General features: G+C 70.6%; 16 protein-coding genes. 10 read left to right on the forward strand and 6 right to left on the reverse strand.

What is annotated here, in order from left to right:
• The first annotated feature begins 89 nt into the window (after nt 1-89).
• On the forward strand, nt 90-740 hold the full coding sequence (locus ACIPJI_RS35625; RefSeq protein ID WP_402251073.1) for a cysteine hydrolase: 651 nt from the start codon (nt 90-92) through the stop codon (nt 738-740).
• Here ACIPJI_RS35625 and ACIPJI_RS35630 read toward each other — a convergent pair.
• From ACIPJI_RS35630 to ACIPJI_RS35640, 3 genes are all read right to left on the reverse strand, one after another.
• On the reverse strand, nt 727-1,173 hold the full coding sequence (locus ACIPJI_RS35630) for a Rieske (2Fe-2S) protein (protein WP_356620200.1): 447 nt from the start codon (nt 1,171-1,173) through the stop codon (nt 727-729). The genes ACIPJI_RS35625 and ACIPJI_RS35630 overlap by 14 nt on opposite strands.
• A gap of 326 nt (nt 1,174-1,499) precedes the next feature.
• The gene (locus ACIPJI_RS35635; protein WP_402251075.1) at nt 1,500-1,973 is read right to left on the reverse strand and encodes a hypothetical protein; all 474 of its coding nucleotides are present in this window, start codon (nt 1,971-1,973) and stop codon (nt 1,500-1,502) included.
• Nucleotides 1,974-2,047: 74 nt separating this feature from the next.
• The gene (locus tag ACIPJI_RS35640; RefSeq protein ID WP_402251077.1) at nt 2,048-2,449 is read right to left on the reverse strand and encodes a hypothetical protein; all 402 of its coding nucleotides are present in this window, start codon (nt 2,447-2,449) and stop codon (nt 2,048-2,050) included.
• Nucleotides 2,450-2,612: 163 nt separating this feature from the next.
• Between ACIPJI_RS35640 and ACIPJI_RS35645 the strand changes: the two genes are divergently transcribed.
• The 4 genes from ACIPJI_RS35645 to ACIPJI_RS35660 all read left to right on the forward strand — a co-directional run bounded on the left by ACIPJI_RS35645 (nt 2,613) and on the right by ACIPJI_RS35660 (nt 6,926).
• Nucleotides 2,613-3,092 carry a J domain-containing protein gene (locus ACIPJI_RS35645; protein ID WP_402251080.1) on the forward strand — a complete coding sequence of 160 codons (480 nt, stop codon included), beginning with the start codon at nt 2,613-2,615 and terminating at the stop codon, nt 3,090-3,092.
• Between the two features lie 111 nt (nt 3,093-3,203).
• A complete protein-coding gene (gene dnaK / locus ACIPJI_RS35650) occupies nt 3,204-5,093 on the forward strand; it encodes a molecular chaperone DnaK (protein WP_356620208.1) in 1,890 nt (629 codons plus the stop codon).
• The gene (grpE, locus tag ACIPJI_RS35655) at nt 5,090-6,028 is read left to right on the forward strand and encodes a nucleotide exchange factor GrpE (protein WP_402251082.1); all 939 of its coding nucleotides are present in this window, start codon (nt 5,090-5,092) and stop codon (nt 6,026-6,028) included. The genes dnaK and grpE overlap by 4 nt, the downstream gene beginning before the upstream one ends.
• A 160-nt stretch (nt 6,029-6,188) precedes the next feature.
• Nucleotides 6,189-6,926 carry an SAM-dependent methyltransferase gene (locus tag ACIPJI_RS35660; RefSeq protein ID WP_402251085.1) on the forward strand — a complete coding sequence of 246 codons (738 nt, stop codon included), beginning with the start codon at nt 6,189-6,191 and terminating at the stop codon, nt 6,924-6,926.
• A gap of 14 nt (nt 6,927-6,940) precedes the next feature.
• Here the strand turns inward: ACIPJI_RS35660 and ACIPJI_RS35665 are convergent, their stop codons facing one another.
• The gene (locus ACIPJI_RS35665) at nt 6,941-8,410 is read right to left on the reverse strand and encodes a hypothetical protein (RefSeq protein ID WP_402251087.1); all 1,470 of its coding nucleotides are present in this window, start codon (nt 8,408-8,410) and stop codon (nt 6,941-6,943) included.
• Between the two features lie 440 nt (nt 8,411-8,850).
• On the opposite strand from ACIPJI_RS35665, the gene ACIPJI_RS35670 reads away from it, so the two are divergent.
• Nucleotides 8,851-9,258 (forward strand): barstar family protein, encoded by a 408-nt coding sequence (locus ACIPJI_RS35670; RefSeq protein ID WP_402251089.1) that lies wholly within the window; start codon nt 8,851-8,853, stop codon nt 9,256-9,258.
• A 29-nt stretch (nt 9,259-9,287) separates the two neighbouring features.
• Here the strand turns inward: ACIPJI_RS35670 and ACIPJI_RS35675 are convergent, their stop codons facing one another.
• Nucleotides 9,288-10,304 carry a LacI family DNA-binding transcriptional regulator gene (locus tag ACIPJI_RS35675; protein WP_307705295.1) on the reverse strand — a complete coding sequence of 339 codons (1,017 nt, stop codon included), beginning with the start codon at nt 10,302-10,304 and terminating at the stop codon, nt 9,288-9,290.
• A 284-nt stretch (nt 10,305-10,588) separates the two neighbouring features.
• Here ACIPJI_RS35675 and ACIPJI_RS35680 point away from each other — a divergent pair, with 284 nt between their 5' ends.
• The 4 genes from ACIPJI_RS35680 to ACIPJI_RS35695 all read left to right on the forward strand — a co-directional run bounded on the left by ACIPJI_RS35680 (nt 10,589) and on the right by ACIPJI_RS35695 (nt 15,455).
• Nucleotides 10,589-11,902 (forward strand): ABC transporter substrate-binding protein, encoded by a 1,314-nt coding sequence (locus ACIPJI_RS35680; RefSeq protein WP_402251091.1) that lies wholly within the window; start codon nt 10,589-10,591, stop codon nt 11,900-11,902.
• Nucleotides 11,903-12,001: 99 nt separating this feature from the next.
• Nucleotides 12,002-13,021, forward strand: a complete 1,020-nt coding sequence (locus ACIPJI_RS35685) for a carbohydrate ABC transporter permease (protein ID WP_402251093.1) — start codon at nt 12,002-12,004, stop codon at nt 13,019-13,021.
• Nucleotides 13,018-13,941 (forward strand): carbohydrate ABC transporter permease, encoded by a 924-nt coding sequence (locus tag ACIPJI_RS35690; protein ID WP_402251094.1) that lies wholly within the window; start codon nt 13,018-13,020, stop codon nt 13,939-13,941. Before ACIPJI_RS35685 ends, ACIPJI_RS35690 begins: the two co-directional genes overlap by 4 nt.
• A gap of 65 nt (nt 13,942-14,006) precedes the next feature.
• Nucleotides 14,007-15,455, forward strand: a complete 1,449-nt coding sequence (locus ACIPJI_RS35695; RefSeq protein WP_402251096.1) for a GH1 family beta-glucosidase — start codon at nt 14,007-14,009, stop codon at nt 15,453-15,455.
• A 301-nt stretch (nt 15,456-15,756) separates the two neighbouring features.
• Here ACIPJI_RS35695 and ACIPJI_RS35700 read toward each other — a convergent pair.
• Nucleotides 15,757-16,409 (reverse strand): IS701 family transposase (locus tag ACIPJI_RS35700; protein ID WP_402251098.1); only part of this gene is annotated, 653 nt, incomplete at its 5' end.

Genomic DNA, 16,409 nt, shown 5'->3' on the forward strand with positions numbered 1-16,409 from the left:
GCCAGCATGGAGGCTCTTCCCCTCGTGCGCAACGGCGGCTACCGTCGCGCCTCCCGTGCCGAAGGGCCGGAACACCGAGGAGGAGCCGCGTGTCATCCTTCCGTCAGCTTCTGGAGCAGCTCGAGGCGCCCACCACGGTGCTCCTCACCGTCGAATGCCAGCAGGGCGTCGTCGGCAAGGACAGCGCGCTGCCGGAACTCGCCGCGGCGGCGAGCTCCTCCGGCGCCCTCCGCAACGTCGCCCGCCTGGTCGCCGCCGCCCATGACGCCGGAGTGCAGGTGCTGCACGCGGTGGCCGAGCGGCGGCCCGACGGCAGAGGGTCCAACCGGAACGCGCGGCTGTTCAGGGCCGCCACCCGGCTGCCCGTCCAGCAGCACACCGGCTCCGCGGCGGTGCGTATCGCCCCGCCGATCGACGTGGCGCCCGAGGACATCGTCGTGCGAAGACTGCACGGCCTGTCGCCGCTGGCCGGCACGGACGTCGACCCGATCCTGCGCAACCTCGGCTGCCGCACCCTTGTCGTCACCGGGGTGTCGGCGAACGTGGCGGTGCCCAACGCCGTCTTCGACGCGGTGAACCTCGGCTACACCGCCGTCGTCGTGGCGGACGCCATCGCGGGAGTGCCCGCCGAGTACACCCCCGCGATGATCCGCAACACCCTGTCACTGGTGGCGACGATCGCCACCACCGACGAGGTCCTCTCCTCCTGGAAAGGGCCCCGTCGCGTCACGCGAGCTTGATCGAGTCACCCTCCACCGTGATCGCGGCGGGCGGCAGCGGCTTCGTCGCGGGACCTGCCTTGACGCTGCCGTCCGTGGCGTCGAACCGGCTGTTGTGGCACGGGCAGTTGATGGTGCCGTCGGAGATGGCCGTCACCGCACAACCCTGATGCGTGCACTTGGACGAGAAGGCCTTGAACTCGCCCGCCACCGGTTGGGTGATCACCACGTCTCCGACGATCTTGCCGCCGCCTTCCGGGATGTCGGTGGTCTTGGCGATCACCGTGCCGCCTCCCGAGGCGGCACCCTCGCCGGCCGGCTTGTCCGACACGGACTGCGCCGAGTCGTCCGAGCCGCCGCACGCAGTCAGGGCGACGGAGAGACCGGCCCCGCCCACGGCGGCGACGACGGTACGGCGCGCCACGATCCGGGCGGTCCCCTGCGTTCCGGTCATGCTGGCTCCCTCGTCTCGTCCGGCCCCGGTACCGGCCGGTTCGTGATGTTGTACGCGCCGAGGGGCCGCGACGTTCACGGAATCAGGAATTTCTCAGGGAGTCGATCGGCGCTCACGGTCGAGGCCCTCGCTCATGGTCGAGGTCAGCGCTCTTGATCGAGAGCAGCGCTCACAAGGAGGCGGCGTGGCTCCTGGGGGCGATGGCTCCGGGACCCGCGCCGTGGCCACGGCCGGATCGAAGGCCGTGGCGCCGCCTCGACAGACGCGCCTGGTGCGCCGGCCCGGTGCGTCCTGCGGCCTCTCGTCCGCCGATCCGTGCGTCCGGCTCAGATGCCTGCCGGGGGAGCCGGTGCCGGAGCCCGGCCGGGCAACCAGGCGGGCCTTCTGCGTGGTGCCGGGTCGGGGTCGGCGCAACCGGATGCGGCCGGTGCGAGCAGGTGGTGGCTCACGGCCGTGCGCACGGTGTCCGCCGTCGCCTCGGGGACGCGGTCGGAGACGGCGACACGGGCGAAGGGCGACGCCGCCGGGCGAAGGTCGACGCGCGCCACGGGACCGCGACGGGGCCGGATCGCGACGAAGTCCCGCACGTCCGCCTGTTCGCGCACGCCGAGATACAGCAGGTCACCGATCCACACGCCCCGGGAGGGCTCGCCGCGCACGGCACGCCGCCAGTCGCGTTCCACTGAAACCTTCTCCACTGCCGCGAGCGGCACGCGGACGTCCGTGTGCCGTGCGGTGATCTTCTCCCACCAGGTCAGTTCGACGATCAGCTCCTCGCCCCTGACTGCAAGGCGGGCCATGGCGCTGCACCTCCTTCGAGACGTGTTCTCGCTCAGAGCCGTACTGTCGTCTGCGCGGGCCTTCCGCCGGTCGGTCAGCGTGGCACGCGAGGCTCGCTGCTGTTCTCCTCCGCCGGCGGCCCGAGCGGTTCGGGCTGGACGTGCGCGGACGACCCGAGGAGGCGTGCCCCGTGCCGCTCCGAGCGGTGCCCGGACGTGTCGGAGATCTTCAACCGGGGCGTATGGGCCGCTCCCGGGGGTGTGGGGACGGGCCGCCGCGCCAGGATGCGGCCCACCCATCGGCGGCCGCAGATCGGACACGGTGGCGCGCCCGCGGGCGTGTACGGGGAGGCCACCGGCGTGCCGTCACGGGAGAAGTACTCCCACTGCCCGCCCTGGTCGTCGCGGTACTGCTGGACGTCGTAGTCGGCGCTCCACTGGTGCCAGCACCTGCCGCAGGTGAACTCCACGCGCTCGACTGCCATCTCGGTGATCACGTCGTCCACCTCCATCCGGTCGGATGCGGCCTGCAGCTTCCATTTTAGGTATCTCCGCAGGGGACGCCTTGACAACACCCGACTCAAGTTTTATGTACATATTTGATGAGGATCAGCCCGGTTCCATGGTGCTGCCGCCCCGCTCGGAAAGGAGGTGGGCGAGATGCCGGGGCCGTCCCTCTCCCGTGACCATTACACGGTGCTCGGCGTCGTGCCGTCCGCGACGTCCCGCCAGATCACCACGGCGTACCGCCGGCAGGTCCGGGCTCTGCACCCGGACTCCAGCCCGGACGGAGCGGCGCGGCTCGAGGAGCTCGCCGCCGTCATGGCGGCCTACGCCACCCTCCGCGACCCCGAGATGCGGCAACGCTACGACGCGGACCGCCGCCGCGGCCGGACCTCCGGAGCCCGTCGGATCCCGGTGACCGTCGACCGGGCGCCCGGCCCTTTGACCCGTACGCGATCCGCCGAACGCCTGTCGGCGGAGCCGCCGACGGTTCTGGGGAGCGCGCTGAGAGGGCCGAGCGTGCGCGCGGGCCCTGTCCGGGTACACGTTCTTCCGCAGGAGGCCCCGTACTTCTCGGATCCGCTGACCCTGCTGCTGCGGTGGGCCATGGACGTGGACCCCTGGCAGTGGCCATGAACCGCCGTCCTCGCACGTGCGGTGGTGAAGTGCCGACCGCGGTCGGACCTCCGGCGCGGCGCGACCCCGGCGGGCGCGCCGACGAGGCTGTGCAGGAAGGAGAGCTGAGAGATGACCCGTGCAGTCGGAATCGACCTCGGTACGACGAACTCGGTGGTGTCCGTCCTCGAAGGCGGAGAGCCGACCGTCATCGCCAGTACGGAGGGGGCGCGGACCACGCCCTCGGTGGTCGCCTTCGCCAAGAGCGGCGAAGTGCTCGTCGGGGAGATCGCCAAGCGTCAGGCGGTGACCAACGTCGAACGCACCGCCCGCTCGGTCAAGCGGCACATGGGGGAGGCGCAGTGGCACTTCCCGGACTCGGGCTCCGTCGACGGCAAGCGCTACACCGCGCAGGAGATCTCCTCCCGGGTGCTGCAGAAGCTGAAGCGGGACGCGGAGGCGTATCTCGGCGAGGACGTGACCGACGCCGTGATCACCGTGCCCGCGTACTTCAACGACTCGCAGCGCACCGCCACGAAGGAGGCGGGGGAGATCGCCGGTCTCAAGGTGCTGCGGATCATCAACGAGCCCACCGCCGCCGCGCTCGCGTACGGCCTGGACAAGGAGAACGACCAGACGGTCCTCGTCTTCGACCTCGGTGGCGGCACCTTCGACGTGTCGCTGCTGGACATCGGGGAGGGCCTGGTGGAGGTGAAGGCCACCAACGGTGACACCCACCTCGGTGGTGACGACTGGGACCAGCGCGTCGTCGACCATCTGGTCAAGCAGTTCAAGAACGGCTACGGCATCGACCTCTCGAAGGACAAGATGGCCCTGCAGCGACTGCGGGAAGCCGCCGAGCGGGCAAAGGTAGAGCTCTCTTCCGCCACCGAGACGACGATCAACCTGCCCTACATCACGGCCTCCGCGGAGGGCCCGCTGCACCTTGACGAGAAGCTGACGCGCGCCCAGTTCCAGCAGCTGACCGCCGACCTGCTGGAGCGCTGCAAGGCTCCGTTCCACAACGCGATCAAGGACGCAGGCATCAGCGTCGACGACATCGACCATGTGATCCTGGTCGGCGGCTCGACCCGTATGCCCGCCGTCACCGAGCTGGTCAGGGAACTGACCGGCAAGGATCCGCACAAGGGTGTGAACCCGGACGAGGTCGTCGCCATCGGCGCCTCGCTCCAGGCCGGTGTGCTGCGGGGCGAGGTCAAGGACGTCCTGCTGCTGGACGTGACCCCGCTGTCCCTCGGTATCGAGACCAAGGGCGGCATCATGACCAAGCTCATCGAGCGCAACACCACGATCCCGACCAAGCGGTCCGAGGTCTTCACGACGGCCGAGGACAACCAGCCGTCCGTGCAGATCCAGGTCTTCCAGGGCGAACGTGAGATCGCGGCGTACAACAAGAAGCTCGGGATGTTCGAGCTGACGGGTCTGCCGCCGGCCCCGCGTGGGGTGCCGCAGATCGAGGTCACGTTCGACATCGACGCCAACGGCATCATGCACGTGACCGCGAAGGACCTGGGCACGGGCAAGGAACAGAAGATGACCGTCACCGGCGGCTCCGCCCTGCCCAAGCAGGACATCGACCGCATGATGCGCGAGGCCGAGCAGCACGCGGAGGAGGACCGGCGCCGCAAGGAGGCGGCGGAGACCCGCAACCAGGCGGAGGGCCTGGTGTACAACACCGAGAAGCTGCTGCGCGACCAGGCGGACCAGGTCCCGCAGGACGCCAGGCAGGAGGTCGAGACGGCCCTCACCGAGCTGAAGGAGAAGCTCAAGGGCGACGACGCGACCGCGATCCGCGAGGCCACGGAGAAGGTCAGCGTGGCCGCCCAGAAGGTCGGCTCCGCCATCTACGCCCAGGCCCGGCCCGAGGGCGGGGCGGGCGCCACGGGGGCGGCAGGAACCGCCGGCGGCCAGGCGGCCGGTGAGGGACAGAGCCCCGCGGACGACGACGTCGTCGACGCCGAGATCGTGGACGAGGACAGGCGGCAGGGAGGTGAAGGATGAGCGTCCCGAACGACCGACGCGCTCAGGGGAAGGAGCAGCGGCCTCCCGTGATCATCCGCGACCGGCGCCGGATCGATCCGGTCACCCTCGAGCTGCGCGGGACCACCGAGGCACCTGGGCCCGCGACCTCCGCGACCTCCGCGAACACCGACGCCGCGGCGCCGCGGGTGCCCGGTGCGGACGCGGGTGCGGGCCCGGGCGAGGCCCGGCACCCGCGCCCTCACCCGGAACCGGAGCCGGAGCATGGTCGGGCTGCGGGGCAGGAGCAAGGGCGGGGGCAGGAGCTAGGGCGGGTTCAGGATCAGGCACCGGAGCGGGCGCCGGCGGCTGACGCGCCCGGCGGCGACGAACCGTCGGAGATCGCGAAGCTGCGCTCACAGCTGTCCGAACGGACCGCCGATCTGCAACGGACGAAGGCCGAGTACGACAACTACCGCAAGCGCGTGCGACGCGATCGCCGGGCGGTGCAGGAGATCGCCGTGTCCAACGTCCTGGGCGCACTCCTCCCGGTCATGGACACCGTCGTCCAGGCGCGTGAGCACGGTGAGACGTCGAAGGGGTTCACGTCGGTCGCCGACCTCCTCGAGGACCGCCTGGCCGCGCTCGGCCTGCAGTCCGTCGGAGAGGTGGGGGAGCCGTTCGATCCGACGGCCCATGAGGCGCTCGACTACACGGAGTCGGAGCAGCAGGAGCGGCCCGTCTGCAGCGCGGTGCTGCGGCCCGGCTACCGGGTCGGTGACCATCTCCTGCGGCCCGCGCAGGTAGTGGTCACCGGTCCGCCGACCACCGCCGCGGGCGGGCCGGGCGCCCGTGCGGACGGGGATGCGGCTGTTGGGGACGCATCGCCGGTCGCCGGCGAGCGGGACACGCGTCGGCAAAGGCGGGACGGCGGGCCGGGGGCGGGCGGCGGGCGCGGGACCCGACCCGCTGACTGATCGGCGTGCGGCCCCGACATCCGGCGTCCGGGGGCCTGGCCCGGGCCCCGGTGTCCGGCTCCGGCGTACGGTGTCCGGCCCCTGGTACCGGCTTCGGGCCCGGGCCTCCGCGCCCGAAAAGCAGGTGCGTACGGTCCACCGGCAGTGTCAGGCTGCGCCGGTGGACCGTCAGCAGATCTCCCGCCTCGCCCATGCCGATCACCCCGTAGCGTCCCCGCTGGACGACGACTCCGTACGCCTCCTGCTCCGGCACGGCATCAGACCCGGCGCCGAGCGGGTGCTGGACCTGGGCTGCGGCGGCGGGGAATGGCTGCTGCGCGCCTTGGTCGGGCAGCCGCGTCTGAAGGGCGACGGCGTCGACGTCTCCGAAGGCGCCCTCGCCCGAGCGAGAGAGACCGCGATCGAGCTCGGGGTACACGAACGCCTCACCCTCCATCACCGCGACGCGGCCGGCTTCGACTCCCCGCACGCTTTCGATCTTGTGATCAGTACGGGGGCGACGCACGCCTTCGGTGGGCTGCTCCCCACCCTCGCGGCGGCCCGCGCCCACCTGGCACCCGGAGGCCGCGTCCTGATCGGGGACGGATTCTGGGAGCGCGCGCCCTCGCAGGAGGCCGTCGAGATGCTCGGGGACCTCACGGACCTGGCGACCACCGTGGAGCGGGTCGTCGACGACGGCTGGACACCGGTCCACGGGCACGTGAGCACCCGTCAGGAGTTGGACGCCTACGAGTGGTCATGGACGGGATCGCTGGCCACCTGGGCTCTCGACCACCGTGACGACCCGGCCGGTGGGCAGGCGCTCGCGGCGGCCACGGCCCACCGGTCCGACTGGCTGCGCGTCTACCGCGACAGCTGGGGCTTCGTCTCCCTGGTCCTGCGGCGCACGGCTGACTGAGCAGAGCGCAGGAGCTACGTCGGTCCCCGGCCGAGCCGGGCGACGGCCCACGTCGCCCGGGCCGGCAGATCACCCAGCGAGGAGCGGAACTGCTTGGCGATCCTGCCCAGCAGGACCTTTCCGTGCCGCATCGTCTCCCGCGCGAGGTCCGCGTCACCGGCCTCCACGGCCGTGAGCACCAGCTCCAGATGCTGCTCCGTGATCATCCGGCCGAGACCGCGGCGGTGCCACTCGGACACCGTTTCGTCCGGTGCGGCGCCGTCGAGTCCCACTGCCGCCCGCGCGCGCTCCAACGCCCCTCGCGCCGCCCTCAGATCGCCCTTGCGGCGCTCCAGCCGGGCCAGGACGTATGCTTCCGCGGCCCGGTCCCAGTCCGTGTCCTGCAGTGACAGCAGGTCGAACTGCGCCCGTGCCGCCTGCGCATGATCGCCGAGCCGTTCCAGCGCGCGGCTCAACTCCTGGAGCCGTGCCGCGTCCGGCCCCGTGTCGTCCAGCATGCGGATCAGCGCGACCCGGGCGTGCTCCGTGCGGCCCTGCCGACGGGCCAGTTCGATCCAGGTGAACTCGCTCTGCGTCGACGGGTCCTGGCCGTGGCGCTCCGCGTCCTCCGTCCGGGCCCAGTCCACGGCGCCGGCGGCATCCGTCACACCGCCGCCGGTCGCCGCTCGCAGCAACGGCACATCCTCCGGGCGGCCGTGCAGGCCCACCAGGACGGCAGCCAGGCGTCCCTCCTCGAACCATTCGGTCCGTTCGGTGTTCTCGCGTTCCAGCAGGAAGCGCAGCAACGGCAGGTCGTCCTCGCGGCGGTCGTACTGCGCGGCCCGGACCACCCCGGCCCGCAGCACCGCGTCGGCGCCCACCTCCTCCCAGGAGCCGGGCACGCCGGAGCGCATCCTCTCCAGGGCCTCCCGTCCCGGCGCCAGCACGACGTCACGCAGCGAGCGGCGCGGCGGGTCGCCGGGCAGGCGGTACGCCCCCAACTCCTCCGCATTGAGCAGGACATGGTCCGGCTCTGTGCGCTCCGCGGCCGACTCGGCCATGGCGGCCAGCTCGACGAGGGGGCGCTCGGACAGACCCAGCCCGCTCAGCAATGCCGCCCGCTGGGCGTCCAGTTCGGGGGCGAACTGCTCGCGTGCCTCCTCGTCACCCTCGCGGACCGCGGCGAGCAGCTGCTCCTCCTCGAGGCCCGGGCGGATGCCTTCGCACCACCAGGGCAGCCTGATGATCGTCTCCAGTGCCTCGGTGACACTGTCGGCGATCAGTACGGCGTCGCCCTCCGAGGACGCGTACAGCACGGCGCCGTCCCCGCAGACGAAGTACGTACCGCCGGTGTCGTCCCCGGCGACCGGTTCCAGCGGACCGCCGGACGCCAGCCGGACGTCCTCGACGTGGTCGGCACGGTCGATGTCGAAGTTGAACGGGAACGCGGCGAGTTCGGCGAGCTCCGGACGGGTGCGCAGCAGCTCCAGGACGGGATCGTTCATGCGGCCGAACCCTACTGGGGCTGCTGAAGACCCCGGACGGGTGCCATGCGGCTCTTGCAGCGCCTGTGCCGCTCCCTGGATTCGAGGAGCTCCACGCTGCTGCCCGCCCGGCGGGGTTTACGATGCGAGGGAAGCTTCCTGACGCGACAGGGCATGGGTCGCCGCGCTCACCGGCCGACGGCAGGGCCCGACGGGGGCAGCGCGCCGGCGCCTGTGCGGTCCGGCTTCCGGCCGCGAAGCCGCTTGACCGAGACGGCTTGTGACGACGGACCAGCACACGCGGGGCCGACGCCCCGATCCCGCGGTGTGCCACGCGGATGCCAGGGGTCTGTTCCGAAACAAGTCGCTGGATCATGGGAGTGAGGGTGGCGGTGCGCGACGTGCCCTGGTTGCACGTGGTCGCGAAGCAAGGCGCCCTGCCTGTCGACCTACTGCTCCCCGTGACCGGCACAACGTACGTAGCGCGTCTGGACGGCCGGGAGATGCATGACGCGGACGCCGTCTTCCAGCAGTTCTACGACGGGCTGAGGCTGCCCGACTACTTCGGGTGGAACTGGGATGCTCTCTCCGACTGTCTGCGCGACCTGAAGTGGCTGTCTGCGGACCACTGCGTACTGATCATCGACGCAGCGGACGAGGCACTGTCGGACGAGGCACTGCCAGGAGACCTCGCAGAGCGACGGCTGCTCTTCAGGACCCTGCTGCGGGCAGGACAGCGATGGTCCGTACAGCGGCCCGAAGGCACCGAATACGGCAGGCTCGTGATCGTCATGTCTTGCGACGCCTCGGCCGTCACGTTCCTTCAGGAGCAGCTGCGATCTTGTTCCGACGAAGCGCCCTCGCCATAGGCTCGGGGGGTCCGCGAGGTCGCTCATCGTCAGGTGGAGTCGCGGACGACGAGTTCGGTGGGCAGTACGACGTGCCGGCGCGGAGCGCCGGGGTCGGTGATCTCCGCCAGCAGGATGCGGGCGATGGTCCGTCCGATCTCCTCGACGGGCTGGCGCACCGTCGTCAGCGGAGGGTCGGTGTGCCGGGCGATGAAGGAGTCGTCGAAGCCGATCACCGCCACGTCTTCGGGGATGCGCCGGCCCTGCGCGCGCAGCTCGCTCATCGCGCCGACGGCCATCACGTCTGACGCCGCGAAGACGGCGTCGAGATCCGGGATCCGTTCAAGAAGCGAACGCATGGCCTGTCTGCCGCCTTCCTCGGTGAAGTCGGCGGCTGCGACGAGGTGTCCGCCGGAGTCCCGGCCGGCCGCGCCGAGGGCGTCACGCCAGCCGTGCAGACGGCTCCGGCCGACGTCCATGTCGAGCGGACCGGTGATCGTGGTGATGGTCCGCCGGCCCCGTTCCACCAGGTGCCGCACCGCGGCGGCGGCGCCGCCCACGTTGTCGGAGTGGGCGTGGCTCAGCGACTCGGCGGGGGAGCGGCGGCCGGCGAGCACGGTCGGCAGCCCCATGTCCTCGAGGAGTCCCGGCAGGGGGTCCTGCTCGTGCACGGAGACCAGCAGGACGCCGTCCACCCGCCGCGCGGCGACCGAGTCGGTGAGCTGGTCCTGTTCTCCCTTGTCCCGTACGAGAACCAGCTGGAGCTGGGTCCGGGTGTCGGCCAGGCCGGTGCTGACGCCCCGGATGACCGCGGAGAAGTACGGCTCCGAGCCCAGCCGGCTCTCCGACTCCGGGATCACCAGGGCGATCGAGTCGGTCCTGCTGGTGACCAGGCCCCGGGCGACGGAGTTCGGGACGTAACCGAGCTCCGCGATCGCCGCCAGGACGGCGTCCCGTGCTTCGTCGCTGACGAGTTCCGAACCGTTGATGACACGCGAAACCGTCGTGCGGCCCACACCGGCCCGCGCGGCCACGGTCTTGATGGTCGGCCGCCGGCTGCCCCCCATGGCTCCTCCCTCGTCGATCGGCGTGAAACGCCGCCAGGCAGCGCATTTTGCCAGAAGTCCGCGCGGTCCCCGGCGATCAGGCCGGTTCGCCTCCGAGATGTGCCTCGGAAGACGATCTGGTTTCAAGTTCTTGACAGGCGCACAACGAGGCCGTCAGTCTTCGTGCACCTTGGTGGGCACGTTCCCATCGTAGCTTGGGAACGTGCCCACCAAGGAATCGGGCCGCTCGGCGGACCCATGCGTCCGCATTCCGGTGCATCGGCACCGTCGCTGGGGAGGACACCATGACCAGGAATCAGAAGCTGTTGCGTACAAGAGTTACGGGCACTGTCTCCGTGCTGGCCGCCCTCGGCCTGATCGTCGGCTGCAGCAGCGGCGGCGACTCCGGTACCGGCGGCGGCGTCAAGGACGGCAAGGTCACCATCACCATGGGCCTCTTCGGCGTCATGGGGTACAAGGAGACCGGTCTGCTGGACCGCTACATGAAGGAGAACCCGAACGTCACCATCAAGGCCGACGTGGCCGGTGACGAGCAGACCTACTACACGGCCCTGCAGACGCACCTGGCGGCCGACAGCGGACTGAAGGACATCCAGGGCATAGAGATCGGCCGGGCCAAGGAGCTCGTGGACACCCAGGCCGACAAGTTCGTCGACCTCTCCGGCGTACCGGGCATCGACCACTACCTGCCCTGGAAACTCAGCCAGGTCACCACCCCGGACAAGAAGCTCATCGGGCTCGGCACGGACATCGGCCCGATGGCCGTCTGCTACCGCAAGGACCTGTTCGAGCAGGCCGGACTGCCTACGGACCGGAACGAGGTGGCGAAACTGTGGGCGGGCGACTGGTCGAAGTACGTACAGGCCGGCAAGGACTTCAAGGCCGGTTTCAAGGGTGACGGCGTCGCCTTCATGGACAGCGCCAGCGGCCTGTTCAACGCGATGATCTACGGCAACTCCGAGCAGTTCTACAACAAGGACGGAGAGCTGATCTACCAGGACAGCCCCGCCGTCACCGCGGCCTGGGACCTCGCCTCGCAGGCCGCGACGACCGGACTGACCGCCAAACTGCGCCAGTTCCAGCCCGGATGGGACCCCGGCCTGTCCAACAGCACCTTCGCCACCACCGTCTGCCCGGCGTGGATGCTCGGCCACATCACGGAGAAGGCCGGGCCGAAGAACAAGGGCAAGTGGGATGTCGCCAAGGCCCCCAAGGGCGCCAACTGGGGCGGTTCCTTCCTCGGCGTGATGGAGAAGAGCCCGGTCAAGGAGGAGGCGAAGAAGCTGGTCGCCTGGCTCACCGCGCCGGAGCAGCAGGAGTTCGTCTTCCAGAAGCTCGGGAACTTCCCGTCCTCGCAGAAGGCGCTGACGTCGCCGGCCGTGACCGGGGCCGAGCAGGAGTACTTCGGCGGGGCGCCCATCGGCGAGATCTTCGGCGCAGCGGCCCAGGAGATCCCCGACGAGCAGGTCCTCGGACGCAAGGACGGCACGATCAAGGACATCTTCTCGCAGGGTCTGACGCTGATCGAGTCCCAGAACAAGAGCCCGGAAGAGGCCTGGAAGACCACCGACGAGCGGATCAAGAAGGCCACCGGCTGAACCCGCGCCCGTCCGCCCGGTGACCGCGCCGCCCGCCCGGGGCAGGCGGTCACCGGGGTCGAGCCCTCCGTACCCAGGCCTCACAGGAAGGTTGTCCCCGTGGCCGCTTCCACCCCCGTCGCGCCGGCCGGCGGACCCGTCGGCAAGCCGGCGCCCGGCGCACACGGTGCCGGCGCGCCCCCGCGCCGGCGCGCCCTGCTCCACCACCTGGACGTGCGCGGCGCGCCCTACGCCTTCGTCGCCCCGTTCTTCGTCGTCTTCGCGGCCTTCAGTTTCTATCCGCTCGTCCACACCTCGTGGATCTCCCTGCACCGGGTCGAGCTCGCCACCATGAACGTCATGGAGTGGGTGGCCTTCGACAACTACGTCGCGCTGTGGGGGGACGAACGCTTCTGGAACGCGGTCGGCAACACCATCACCCTCGGCGTGATCTCCACCGTGCCGCAGCTGCTGATGGCCCTCGGTCTCGCCCACCTGCTCAACTACCGTATGCGCGGCTCGACCTTCTTCCGGGTCGCCGCCCTCACCCCGTACGCCACCTCGGTCGGTGCGGCCGCGCTCGTGTTCACCATGCTCTTCGAACGCGACTTCGGCATGATCAACTGGATGCTGGGCCTGGCCGGCTTCGACAACGTCGACTTCGAGAACAACAAGTGGGCCGCCCAGATCGCCATCTCCACGATCGTGATCTGGCGATGGACCGGCTACAACGCACTGCTCTACCTCGCGGCCATGCAGGCCGTCCCGCGGGAGCGTTACGAAGCGGCCGCCATCGACGGCGCCTCGCGCTGGCAGCAGTTCCTCACCGTCACCGTCCCCGGAATCCGCTCCACCATCGTCTTCACCGTCGTGCTGTCGACGATCGGCGCGACGCAGCTGTTCGGCGAACCCCTGATCTTCGGCCAGGGACCCAACGGCATCACCGGCGGCGCCGACAACCAGTACCAGACCCTCGGACTGCTGCTGTACGAGGAGGGCTGGAAGAACTATCAGATGGGCCGGGCCGCGACCGTCGCATGGGTGATGTTCCTCCTGCTGGTCCTCGTCTTCGTCGTCCAGCGCGTCGTCAGGCGCGCCGCGTCCCGCAGGTCCGGACCGACCAGGAGCACCGCGTCATGACCACCGACAGCCTCGCTGCCCGGGCCGGGCACGGTCCCGGCGCCGTGCAGGAATCCCCTGGCGGGACCCGCCGGCGTCCGCTGATGCGGATGCGGGCCGGCTGTCAGCACCACGCCGGCCCGCTCGCCTATGTGCTCCTCGCGATCGCGGCGCTCACCTCGCTCTTCCCGCTGTACTGGACGATGGTGGCGGCCTCGACGGACAACACGCGGGTGACCCAGACCCCGCCTCCGCTGCTGCCCGGGCCGAACCTGTTCGAGAACCTGGCCAGGGCCTGGGACGAGGCCGCCATGGGCAAGGCGATGATCAACAGTCTGATCGTCGCCGGCTGCATCGCGCTGGCGACGGTGTTCTTCGCCACGCTCGCCGGTTTCGCCTTCGCCAAGCTGCGGTTCAAGGCGCGCAACGTGCTGCTGATGCTGGTCATCGGCACGATGATGGTGCCGCCCCAACTCAGCGTCGTACCGCTGTTCATGATGATGAGCGACCTGGGCTGGGGTCAGAAACTGCCCGCCGTCATCTTCCCCACCCTGGTCAGCGCCGTCGGCGTGTTCTTCATGCGGCAGTACCTCGCAGAGGCCCTGCCCGACGAACTCGTCGAGGCGGGCCGCGTGGACGGCGCGCACTCGCTCCGCATCTTCTGGAGCATCGTCCTGCCGATCGCCAGGCCCGCGATGTCCGTGCTGTTCATGATCACGTTCGTGCACGCCTGGAACGACTTCTTCTGGCCCTTCATCGCGCTGGACATGAGCAACCCGACGGTGCCCGTCGCGCTCACCCAGCTCAGCGCCGGATACATCCGTGACCAGTCACTGATCATGGCCGGCGCCCTGCTGGGCACGCTGCCGCTCCTGGCGATGTTCGTCGTCTTCGGCCGCCAGATCGTCGGCGGCATCATGCAGGGCGCCGTCAAGGGCTGAGCGCCGTGGGCCCGACACCCCCTCTTCCTTGTCTCCCGTTCTCTCACGTCACCGGAAGGACCCCTGTGACCACCGCAACCCGGCGCGTCGCCCCCGCCGACCAGACGCCCGCCACCCTCACCTTCCCGCAGGGCTTCCTTTGGGGCACGGCGACCGCCGCGTACCAGATCGAGGGAGCAGCCGCGCTGGACGGCCGCACCCCGTCCATCTGGGACACCTACGCCCGCACGCCGGGGAAGGTCCGCAACGGCGACACCGGCGACGTCGCCACCGACCACTACCACCGCTGGCGCGAGGACGTCGGCATCATGGCCGACCTCGGCGTCGGCGCGTACCGGTTCTCGATCTCCTGGCCGCGCGTGCAGCCCACCGGCCGCGGCCCGGCGGTGCAGAAGGGACTGGACTTCTACCGCCGGCTCACCGACGAACTGCTGGACAAGGGCATCCAGCCGGTCGCCACGCTCTACCACTGGGACCTGCCGCAGGAACTCGAGGACGCCGGCGGCTGGCCCGAGCGGGCCACCGCCGACCGGTTCGCGGAGTACGCCGCACTCGCCGCCGACGCGCTCGGCGACCGGGTGCGCACCTGGACCACCCTCAACGAGCCCTGGTGCAGCGCCTTCCTCGGCTACGGCTCCGGTGTGCACGCACCCGGACGCACCGAGCCGGTGTCGGCCCTGCGCGCCGCGCACCATCTCAACCTGGCGCACGGCAAGGCGGTCCAGGCGCTGCGCGCCGCGCTGCCCGGCGGCGCCCAGGTGTCCGTCACCCTCAACATCCACCATGTGCGGCCGCTCACCTGGCAGGCGCCCGACGTCGACGCAGCGCGCCGCATCGACGCACTCGCCAACCGGGTCTTCACCGGGCCGATGTTCGAAGGTGCCTACCCCGCCGACCTGCTGGAGGACACGGCCCACCTGACGGACTGGTCCTTCGTGCGCGACGGCGACACCGCCGACATCGAGCAGCGGCTCGACTTCCTGGGTGTCAACTACTACACGCCGACACTGGTGTCCGCCGCGGCCGACGGGACGAGCCACGGCTCCGACGGCCACGGCAGAAGCGACCACAGCCCCTGGATCGGCGCCGACAACGTGGCCTTCCACCTCCCGCCGGGCACCACCACCGCCATGGGCTGGGCGGTCGACCCGACCGGCATGCACGACCTCCTGCTGCGCCTGGGCGCGGACCTGCCGGACATGCCCCTCGTGATCACCGAGAACGGCGCGGCCTTCGACGACTACGTCGACCCGAGCGGCGAGGTCCGCGACCCGGACCGAATCGCCTACCTGCACGGACACCTCACGGCGGTGCACCGGGCGATCGAGGCGGGCGTGGACGTGCGGGGCTACTTCCTCTGGTCGCTGCTGGACAACTTCGAGTGGGGCTACGGATACAGCAAGCGCTTCGGCACGGTCTACGTCGACTACCCGACGGGCAGGCGCATCCCCAAGGCGAGCTCGCGCTGGTACGCGCAACTGGCGCGCACGGGCACGCTGACGCCTCTCGACTGACGTCCGCCACGGGCCCGGGTCCGGTGCATGGCACCGGACCCGGGCCAGCAGGGCTGCACGAACGTCAGGAGGGTGCTGGGCGCTCGTCCCGCCAGGGCAGGGTCTGACGTGGCGTCGTCGATGACAGGGAAGGGCTAGTACTGCAACGGTCTTTGTCGTGACGGTTGGGCAGGTGCGGGTGGTGTGTGGCCGCGTCGTTTGTGGTGGCTGACGCGGGCTTGGTGTTGGCGTCTGCGTCGCCAGGTGGACCAGTGCAGGACGTGGTCGACAGACGCCGGGCGGCGGTGGGTGAGGCGGTGGATCAGACGCCTGAGCTCGGGGAGGCTGAGGGGGACGAGGCCGGAGGATCCGTTTCTGCTTTTGCGGCGTCGAGCTCGCGGGCTCGCAGGACGGTGAGGCAGGCGTGGGCGGCCATGGCCAGGGTCATGTGGCGGTGCCAGCCGGGGTAGCGGCGGACCTGGTAGTCGTCCAGGCCGCATTCCTGCTTCGCGGTCTGGAAGCACTCCTCGACGGCCCATCGGGTGCCGGCAACGCGGATCAGCTGGTCGAGGGTCGTGTCGGCCGGGCGGTAGGCGATGTAGTAGGAGATCTCCTCGGGCCGGCGGACACTGCGGCGGGCGATCACCCAGTGCCGCCGGTCCTCCCGGTGCCAGGGCCGGACCTCGACTCTTGCCCAGTCGAAGACGCGGGGGCCGTGAGCCCCCTCGCCGCATGAGCGGCGCTTCCACTTCTGCCGGGGCAGTCCGTTGAACAGGTCGTGAACCGGGTGGTCCATGGCCCAGCGGGTGACGACGGTGTCGTGGCGGGTGGTGGCCATGACGTGGAAGACGTCCGCCCGCTCGAGATCGGTCCGCCAGCCTTTCGAGTAGCCGTAGCCGGCGTCCGCGGTCACCCACCCGAACGGGATCATCTCCTCGATGGCCCGGCGGACCATCGCCCTGGCCATCGCGACCT

Source organism: Streptomyces sp. NPDC086835 (assembly GCF_044745705.1).
In the GTDB taxonomy this organism is placed as follows: Bacteria; Actinomycetota; Actinomycetes; order Streptomycetales; family Streptomycetaceae; genus Streptomyces.